General features: G+C 43.4%; 7 protein-coding genes. 1 reads left to right on the top strand and 6 read right to left on the bottom strand.

What is annotated here, in order from left to right:
- The 4 genes from CXF78_RS03035 to CXF78_RS03020 form a co-directional block, all read right to left on the bottom strand.
- Window positions 1–891: exodeoxyribonuclease V subunit gamma (locus tag CXF78_RS03035; protein WP_145991360.1), on the bottom strand; the 891-nt coding region annotated here is incomplete at its 3' end.
- A gap of 103 nt (window positions 892–994) precedes the next feature.
- A complete protein-coding gene (locus CXF78_RS03030; protein WP_102035944.1) occupies window positions 995–3052 on the bottom strand; it encodes a transglutaminase TgpA family protein in 2058 nt (685 codons plus the stop codon).
- Complete coding sequence (locus CXF78_RS03025; RefSeq protein ID WP_102035943.1) at window positions 3049–4167, bottom strand: DUF58 domain-containing protein; 1119 nt, start codon at window positions 4165–4167, stop codon at window positions 3049–3051. Before CXF78_RS03025 ends, CXF78_RS03030 begins: the two co-directional genes overlap by 4 nt.
- Before the next feature lie 12 nt (window positions 4168–4179).
- Entirely contained in the window at window positions 4180–5091 is a 912-nt protein-coding gene (locus CXF78_RS03020; RefSeq protein WP_102035942.1) for an AAA family ATPase, read from the bottom strand.
- A gap of 45 nt (window positions 5092–5136) precedes the next feature.
- Between CXF78_RS03020 and CXF78_RS21205 the strand changes: the two genes are divergently transcribed.
- A complete protein-coding gene (locus CXF78_RS21205; protein ID WP_145991359.1) occupies window positions 5137–5367 on the top strand; it encodes a hypothetical protein in 231 nt (76 codons plus the stop codon).
- Window positions 5368–5543: 176 nt separating this feature from the next.
- Here CXF78_RS21205 and CXF78_RS03015 read toward each other — a convergent pair whose 3' ends face one another.
- Both CXF78_RS03015 and rmuC read right to left on the bottom strand, forming a co-directional pair.
- On the bottom strand, window positions 5544–7472 hold the full coding sequence (locus CXF78_RS03015; protein WP_011637981.1) for a transglycosylase SLT domain-containing protein: 1929 nt from the start codon (window positions 7470–7472) through the stop codon (window positions 5544–5546).
- A gap of 156 nt (window positions 7473–7628) precedes the next feature.
- Complete coding sequence (rmuC, locus tag CXF78_RS03010; RefSeq protein WP_011637980.1) at window positions 7629–9125, bottom strand: DNA recombination protein RmuC; 1497 nt, start codon at window positions 9123–9125, stop codon at window positions 7629–7631.
- Between the last annotated feature and the right edge of the window lie 88 nt (window positions 9126–9213).

The following is a 9213-nucleotide window of genomic DNA, read 5'->3' as shown; positions in this document are numbered from 1 at the left end:
ATCGCCCCAATAATGTTGGCAAGGGCTGAGAGACAGCATAATGACATCAATACGACTGGCTAAATGGTACAGCACATCGAGGGTTTGCGGTGGCATGGACGAAATACCAAACACGTATAAGCGAGCGGGCAACATCGATAAATCGGTATCTGGATTAGCCAAGGTTGTAATTAAATCGGCATGTAAATTGGCGCGATGATAATGGCTTGCGTGCAAATGATGTTGATTATAGTCGATTAATGCTCGCCACAGGATCGGTTGCCATTGCTGGTTTTCATCTAATGCTAGGCGGTTGTCGATGCTTGATAACGGCTGGTTTTGCTCCCACGCTAAAATCCACTCAGGGCGGTAAACCAAGTATTGGTCAAAAATATCGGCAATACGGCCACACAATTGAAATAGCTTAATCGCATCATGTGACTGATTGAGCTGCAATATGGCGTGGCTGTTTGCTGTATGAATATCGGTATCAGTATTCGCGTCTACATCTGTATCAATAATATCTGTATCAGCGATATCAGTTGTGGTATCAACTTGAGGCGATAAGTACTGTTTGAGCGGACTAAAATCTGGGTTATCTAGCAGACTTGGTAATAAGTCCATTAACTTCCAGGTCATCGCCGCTTTAGTAAAGGCGTTATCTTTTGGTACATCGGGCAGCAAGTCGTGGCATAACTGCCAGGTAAAACTAGAGGGTAACGGGAACGACAATGCTGCGGCGATACCATTGTGTTTGGCTATTTCTAAACGCAGCCAAGTCGACATCCCGGGGCTTTGAACTAACACATGCTCACTGGCTAATAAACTGACGTTATCTAAACGAATAGCCAACAGTTTGGCCAGTTGTTCAGATAACACTTCCATCTGATTAGATTGAATTAAAGTAAGCATGGGCGACCCGCTAATTTGAGATTAATTCATTCTATGGACTCTGCCTTAAATCATCAATCAAAACCGTTAATAATCAGGATGATTGCTGATGTTGTGCACAAGATTAGTTTCGTAGCAGTCGTAAACGCAATTGGCGATATAACCGCTTAAAGTGTTGCTGCTGTTGCTGGGTTTGTGATTCCGAAAGCGGTTGATATTTAAGTGCCACATAGGCATCGCTTAGGGCTGTAAAGTCCGCTGCCACTTGAGGGGTAAGGGCGCTTAAATGTGCGTTAACCGCTGCGGCGTAATCAAACGGGGCTTGACCTTGTTGACGGGCGATGCCTTTTTTCGCTAAGCGTTGGCAAATGAGTTGATAACGTTTATTAAGGGGATCTTGTTGGCGATCAACATTGAACAACCCAGCGTAATAGGCAATAACCAATGCGATAATGATAAAGCTAAAAATCATCAGTAAAGCGATTTTAGTGCTGCTAACATCACCCAATAATTTTGCTAATACTTGCTGTTTACGTTGTTCGTCAAAACCTAATACCCACACACTCCAGTAGTAATCGACACTGGCAAACTGCTGGCGTAATTCATTTAACCATGGGTATTGTTTCATGTGCAGCGTGCTAAAAGGGCTGTCTTGTAAGTAGCTGCTTTGGCTGTCAAAGGTGGCATCAAAGCCATCTAACACCCGCTGCGGTGCAATCATTGCGGTAGGGTCAAAACGTTGCCAACCTTGGCCTTCAAACCACACCTCGGTCCACGCATGGGCCATGTATTGATAAACACTGTAATAGCCCGCTTTAGCATTATAATCGCCGCCCTGATAACCCGTTACCATACGGGTTGGTATTCCGCTAGCGCGTGCCATAAACACTAGCGCAGAGGCGTAATGAGCACAAAATCCTGCACGGTTTTCAAACAAGAAATCATCAATTTGTTGCTCGCCAACACTAGGCGGGCTCAAGGTGTAGTAATAGGCTTGTTCAGCAAAGTAATTCATCATCGCATTAATGCGCGCTTGTGGATCTGGATAATCTTTGGCGAACTGCAAACCGAGTTTTCGGGTTTTTGGATTGCTATTGGCTGGCAACGCAAGGTTTAGCTGCTGAGTATGTGAGTCGAGTTTGAGATCCATGATCGTCTCAGGATATGAGGTCACTCTATAGCTCATACGCTGATCGACAGGCCTTAACGAATATAAGCGATAATCTGCTAATTCAACCACTTGATCATTGCTACTAAACGCTTCATCTAAGCCATATAGCCATTTTTGATGACTGGGTTCGCTAATGACCACATAGTCGATTTTTTTACTGCTAGCATTAGCAACGTTGTTAGGGGCTTGGCGCTTGGGCTTGTTAAAGTATGCTTGTCGCTGAATTTGTTGAATACTGGGGTCTTGACGCCAGGTTTTGCCGTCATAATTTTCCATCACCAGAGTACGCCAATACAAATCCTGATTGGCAGGTCCTAGGGTGCTGCCATCTGGATTATCAAAACCAACTCTAAAGGCTAATTCTGCTGAACGAGTGAGTTTACTAATGTCACCAAATGACACTTCATCAGACAAACCGGTTTTGGCCGTTTTCATGTTCGGCACTAACCATAGTGGCCCGAGGCGTGGGAACACCACAAACAGTAATATGGCTAACGGTAGGCTTTGGAGGATTATTTTAAGGCTAAAACTGAGGTTAGCGACTTTGTTTGATTTGTCTTGATAAACACTGATTAACACGCCGGTATTGAGCACCGCTACGGCCAATAAGTGCAGGGTATTAAGCATGCTTTGTTGATCAAGTAAAGTGAGGCCGATAAGGAAATAGCCGACTAACACAATGGCTTTGACGTCTCTGAGTTCGCGCATTTCAATGTACTTTAACGCGTAACCTAATATTAATAAGTTAACCAATGCATTGAGCAAACCTATTTGGCTCGACACTAAGGCGAGGGTGGTTGCGGCGCCAATGGCCAAAGTGGTCACCAATAGTTTAGGTGGCGCGGCTACTTTGCCAAGAAAAATCCCCAGGCGCCAAACAAAGCAAATCGCACAAATTCCAATGCTCCATAAGGTGGCTTGTTGATGCAAAGGGCTCAGAATGGCGACATTGGTGATTAATAACCAAAACAAGGTATTACGGCTAATGATGGCATCAAAGTTATCGGTCATGATGGTTCACCCACAGATGATTTTGCCACATTACTGGGATTAACATCGGGATTCATATTTGTGGGAGCATGATAAGTTGCAATGGCGGTATGACAAGCCACTCGATGGGCTTCGCCTGTTTGCTGATTGATAATATGCTCATCCAGAATTAAGCCAAATATTTGCTGCGATTGACTTAACTTATCGACTTGCCATGCGAGTTTGCTGAGCTTGTGTTCAATGTCATTGCCCGATGTGTTGGCCAAGGTTAACCAAACGGGTAATCCTTCTGGCTCAGCAAATTCTTTGGATAACATGCCTTTGCCCTGAGCCCATTTTTTCCACGCCACTTGTTTAAGTGATTCACCGGGAATATAGCTGCGTAAGCCTTTGTAGTCGTCAACACCTGGGCGTAATTTACCGTGTTCATTGTGGTTATCATTGTCGCTAATGTGGCTTGCCAATTCGATATCACACATTTCTGGTTTAGCGAAAATAACATGTTGGATGTCTAAGTCGACATAGGACCATGCGCGGCATAATCCTAACGGAAAGTAGGATGAAACTTTGATCCGACCAGGGTTTAGTTTGCCACGCTTAGGCTGTTCAAACGGCACAATCGCAATGGTTTGCTCGTGCATTTGTTTAACGCGAACATGGCGCTGATAACTAAATTGCAAACAAATCTGCTGGTGGGTGGTGTCGGGATTATTTTGTCGAGTATGGCCGGTTAACATGATGGGAAATGGCATGCTGTCTTCGGCATAACCTTGCGGTGGCGTGACGGCATTAAATGTTAACCCGGCGAGGTTTTTATAGCTGTATATAATGCAGGTATGGAACACACTGGCGAGTAATAAGCTTAAGCCTATCACTAAGTTATTTTGATAATTGGTGCCAAATAAATACAGTAAAACGATCAACCCAATCCACACTAATCCAAAACCACTGGGGAGAATAAAAATACCTTTGTGGCTGAGGGTAATTTGCTTTTGCGGTGGCAGGCGTTTACTTATCCACCTTGACCAGCGTTGGGTTAACGATGCTGGAATTAACCGACGGAACCGAGATGGCTTAATAGCGCCATTGGCATAGATTGCTGAAGAGTGCTTGTTTGCTGTCGTCGATTTAGCCATGTGCCTGCGCCGTTAACGTATTGGGTTGACGCTGGCGAGAATAGTGTCAGACAACGCTTGGCCTTGAAATTGACTGCTACTGCGAATGCGGTGTTCGGCAACCGAGGCAAATACTGCTTGAATGTCTTCGGGTACCACGTACTGACGTTGGTTGATAAAAGCCCATGCTTTGGCTGCTTGTAGCAAAGCAATACTGGCCCGAGGCGATAACCCTTTAGCGACATTGTGTTGCCGAGAGTAATCAACCAAGGCAATTAAATAATTCAGTACCGCATCCGATGCAGACACTTGCGCCACTTGTTGTTGCAGTAGCATTAGTTCTTGCGGCGTTAAGCATTGTGATAATGATGCTGGTTTATTGGCTTGAGTGCGCGACTTTAACATGGCTAACTCGGCTTCTGCGCTGGGATATCCGATGGAAATCCGCATCATAAATCGATCGAGTTGCGATTCTGGCAACGGGAAGGTACCAGCTTGATCAACCGGATTTTGGGTGGCAATAACAAAAAATGGTGAACTCAGCGGGTGGGTGATGCCATCGATAGTAATTTGTTGTTCAGCCATGGCTTCGAGTAAAGCACTTTGGGTTTTGGGGCTGGCGCGGTTAATTTCATCTGCCAACAACATTTGATTAAACACCGGGCCTTTATGAAAGATAAATTGTTGCTGTTCTTTGCTGTAAATGGATACCCCAAGAATGTCCGCTGGTAGCATGTCGCTGGTAAACTGGATCCGCTGGTAACTCATGCCTAAACTGCTGGCAATACCTTGAGACAAACTGGTTTTGCCCATGCCGGGTAAATCTTCAATCAGTAAATGACCTTTGGCGAGGATACAAGCGACGGCAAGTTTTATCTGCTCAGGTTTACCGAGCAAAACTTGGCTTAGTTGGTTAAGTAATGTTTGAATAGTTGATTGCGACACGAAAACTCCAACTGTTGGTAATAAACCGTTGTAGGTTTATTGTAAATGACGGTTTGTAGTGATGGTTTGTCGTTTTATTCTAGCGCTCTTTCTCGCTATGCTTACTCGCTTACTCGCTTACTCGCTTACTCGCTTACTCGCTTACTCGCTATGATTTCTAGCTATGGTTTAGCGCTTCGGTTTCTCACTTTGGTATATCGCCACGATTGCTCATTATCTGATCCAAATCGCTTACTGCATTTACCCGCAAGCGATTTGCAACATTCGGCAAGATAACATATTTAAAGCATACGTTATCTTGCTGACGGGTGTGAAACAAAATACACCGCCACAGAGTGGCGGCTATTGTGAATAAAAACGAATAAAAACGAATAAAAACGAATACGAACTAATAAAAACTAACACCTATAAACAACTACAAGCAACTTACAGCTAACAACGGCGACTAGCGGTTAATAAAGGTAGCTGAGCTCTTTTGCACTAAACATACCTTCATTTAATGATTTTTGTTGTTGGAATATCATTCGGTAACTTAGTACTGCTTGAACATATTCGCGAGTTTCAGTGTAAGGAATCGTTTCAATAAAACTCATTACATCTAAGCTGCCATTAGACTGTCTTAACCAGCGCCTAACACTACCTGGACCGGCATTATACGCTGCTGTTGCTAACACGCGATTTTGACCAAACTGCTTCAGTAATTCACTGTAATAGGCACTGCCTAACATAATGTTCACTTTCGGGTCGTACAGGTCTTTTACGTTATTAAAAGGTATTTTGTTCTTTTTGGCGGTTTGTTTGGCTGTAGCGGGCATCAATTGCATTAAGCCTCTAGCTCCCACACCAGAGGTAGCATACAGATAAAACGCACTTTCTCGACGAGAAATAGCGCGGATTTCATCAATGTCTACCGAAAACTTTTTACTGGCTTTGAGGAACTCATCGTTAGCCGCTTCAGGAAAACGCAGTGCTATTGAATCCCATAACTTACCTTGAATACTGGATTCAACACTAAATGCATGCCAGCCATTTTTTAAAGCTAATAGACCATATTGAGCGGTCATTTCACTGTTGTGGCGGCGCATTAAATACAGCCATTCGTTACGAGCATCAATTTGCTTATCTAAGGCCATTAATTCCACAACGCGCGCTAAACCAGGGTCTTGGTTTAATGTTGCTTGCAGCTCAGGATTAGGGGTTAAATTATCGTCGTTCATCGCCAGAGGTTTGCCTAATGCTTCAGCCGCATTAAAACCGTAAAAATTACGCTCGCCACTTAAGGTCGACTGTAATTGCGTCGCGCGGTTTTTGTCATGACGAGAGGTCATTTTAGCTTGCCAATATTGCCAGCGAGAATCAGCTTTACCTTGATCGCTCAATAACGCTAAATACTTTTCTACCGTGCTGAAATCTTGTTCACGAATAGCCCAACGTAGGCGCATTTCGTACAAATCATCAGATTTTAGTAATGGCAGCATGGTATCAATATGCGCCACCAATTTATCGTCTTGCTTAATCAGCGCTCGGCGGACTAAATAGCGATTGAGCTGGCGCGCTTCAAGATCGCTGAAACGGTTGGCCTTTTGATATTTAACATACAATTTAATCGCTTGATGTAAATCCTTTTGCGCTAGCTTACGTAAGCCAGCATCAACAATATCACCCACTATGGGTTTAGAGCTGGAAAACTTGTTCATGTGACGCAAAATATTAGGATCGCGATACACCGACAATAGTAGTTTGGCTTCGTTATTGTGTTGGGTAACTTTTTGCGATAAATAACTCAGCAAACTGGATTGCCTAGCATTAAAGCTGAGCAACATCCGCGCCCAAATGAGCTCTTGGGTGCGATAGCCCGCTTTAGTCCATTGGTTTATCACCGCATCGCATTCATTGGGACGTGAATAGCCATGAACCCATAAACGTTCTATGCCTTTGTAAGCCATGGTTTCGTTACCAGCATCAAGTTGAGCTTGGTAGTAATAACACTGTAAGCGCACATCGTTAGGTGTGTCTGGCGCTATCACTAGAAAGTCTTGCCAACGTTGTTTTTTACCAGCATTGAGCAGGTAGCGATAACGCGCATTGTTGTAAAGCGGCGTGGTATCAAATTGGTTGATGGCATTGAGCGCTTTGTCGCCAGAAGATTGCACTATGCTGTCGATTTTGGCGTGGTAATCAAGGTAAACCGTTAATGGATAGTCGCCGAGTTGGTTGCGTAGGGCTTGATACTTGTCGAGCTGCTTTTTATCCAGAGCTTGGCGGGCATCAAGATAGCGTTGCTGTTGTGAAGTCAGTGCATTAGCTTGGCCAATAAAGGCCAATGATGTGCTAAATAATAATGCGCCTGTAATTAAAGTGTTCGCCCAAGTGTTACGCATTTAAATGAGAATCCCCGCCTCTGTATTTCGTTTGCTATCAGTATGTGTGTGATAAATGATTGCTAATAAGTGTTGCTGTAAATAAATCTGTTACGGCGTTGAGTGACTATTAGCCTTGTTGCTTAAATAAAGATTAATAATCACTCATTTTATCGATTAACTATTACTGGCGTGCTTTTCAACTGACTCATCAAGTGCACGGTTGAGCAATTGTTTATCTAACTGCTTGCTGGTGTCGACGCCTAATTGCTGCATGTAATGCGCTTGTCTAATGACATTGCCTTTACCTGAAGACAACTTTGCCATGGCACTTTGATAGGTTTTATCTGCCGTATCTAGGGCGCGTCCGAGTTTTTCCATGTCTTCAAGATAGCCGCATAATTTGTCGTAAATACGACTTGCTTGTTTGGCGATATTTTGGGCATTTTGATTTTGGTACTCATAACGCCATATATTATTGATAGTACGCAAAGCCACTAATAAATTAGTCGGACTCACCAGCATAATATTTTGCTCAAGGGCGAAATTAACCAGGCTCGGGTCGTATTCAATGGCCAGTAAAAATGCCGGCTCAATAGGAATAAACATTAGCACATAGTCCAGGCTCTTGAGGCCATGCAACTTATGATAATCTTTTTGACTAAGGCCTTTAATATGCTGCCTAATCGATAATGCATGTTCTTTTATGGCTTGGTCGCGAATGACTTTATCTTCGCTATTAAAATAACGTTCGTAGCTGACGAGCGACATTTTGGCATCGATTACTACGTCTTTTTGCTCGGGTAAATGCACGATAACATCGGGCTTAAAACGTTTGCCGTTATCGTCTTTTAAATCTTGTTGGGTCTGGTACTCATGGCCTTCGCGTAAACCACTTTCTTGTAGTACGCGCTCTAAAATGACTTCGCCCCAATTACCTTGTTGCTTGTTGTCACCTTTAAGTGCTTTGGTGAGGTTAATGGCGTCTTGGCTCATTTTTAAGTTGAGATCGCGCAAATTATCTAACTGGTGTTTCAACGCGCTTCGTTCAGATTGCTCATGAGTATACGACTCTTGAATTTGACGTCTGAAACCTTCTAATTGTTGTTTCAGCGGCCCGAGAACGCCGTCTATTTGCGAGACATTTTGTTGTTTAAAGCTTTCACTGCGTTCTTCAAAAATCCGATTAGCAAGGTTTTCAAATTGCAGTTTAAGGCGTTCTTCAGCAGACTCGAGTAGCACTATTTTATCTTGTAATGACTTTTGCTCGGTTTCTGCTTTTACTAAAATGGTTTGTTGCACCGCGTTTGACTTGGCTAAGTTGAGCTGCGATTCCATTAAACGATGTTGGGTGTCGACCATTTGTTGTTCGACGAGGTTAACCCGATCCGCTTTAGTTTCTGCGCTAGAAAGTTGGGCAATCAAATCTTCTATTTTACTTTGCAGATGATTACTGTGATCGATTTTATCATCGAGATTATCTTGTAATCTCGACATTTCAATTTGAACTTCGTTGAGCTGTTGAAGTGTTTGTTGTTCATGTTGCAGTTTAAGCTGCTCCCATCGTTTACGAGTTAATCGTTGATTGATTAGGGCGCCAATTAAAAAGGCAACAAACGCGACAGCAATCACAGCTGCAATTTGAGGAGGAGTTAACGACACTGCAAAAGGCATAACAAAAACCGATAGAAAATAATGGTTAAGGGTCGCACGGCTAATAAACAGCTGCAAGGGATAAAATAAGGATTTAATGAAATATTGT

The organism is Shewanella sp. 11B5, assembly GCF_002836795.1.
Taxonomy (GTDB): domain Bacteria; phylum Pseudomonadota; class Gammaproteobacteria; order Enterobacterales; family Shewanellaceae; genus Shewanella; species Shewanella frigidimarina.
Note: the sequence above shows the minus strand (reverse complement) of the source record. Positions and strands in the feature narration are given on the sequence as shown.

Bases quoted from the DNA above. Each gene is read 5' to 3' on its own strand.
- CXF78_RS03015 (WP_011637981.1), bottom strand. From the start codon at position 7,472: ATGCGTAACACTTGGGCGAACACTTTAATTACAGGCGCATTATTATTT.
- CXF78_RS03030 (WP_102035944.1), bottom strand. From the start codon at position 3,052: ATGACCGATAACTTTGATGCCATCATTAGCCGTAATACCTTGTTTTGG.
- rmuC (WP_011637980.1), bottom strand. From the start codon at position 9,125: ATGCCTTTTGCAGTGTCGTTAACTCCTCCTCAAATTGCAGCTGTGATT.
- CXF78_RS21205 (WP_145991359.1), top strand. From the start codon at position 5,137: ATGACGGTTTGTAGTGATGGTTTGTCGTTTTATTCTAGCGCTCTTTCT.
- CXF78_RS03025 (WP_102035943.1), bottom strand. From the start codon at position 4,167: ATGGCTAAATCGACGACAGCAAACAAGCACTCTTCAGCAATCTATGCC.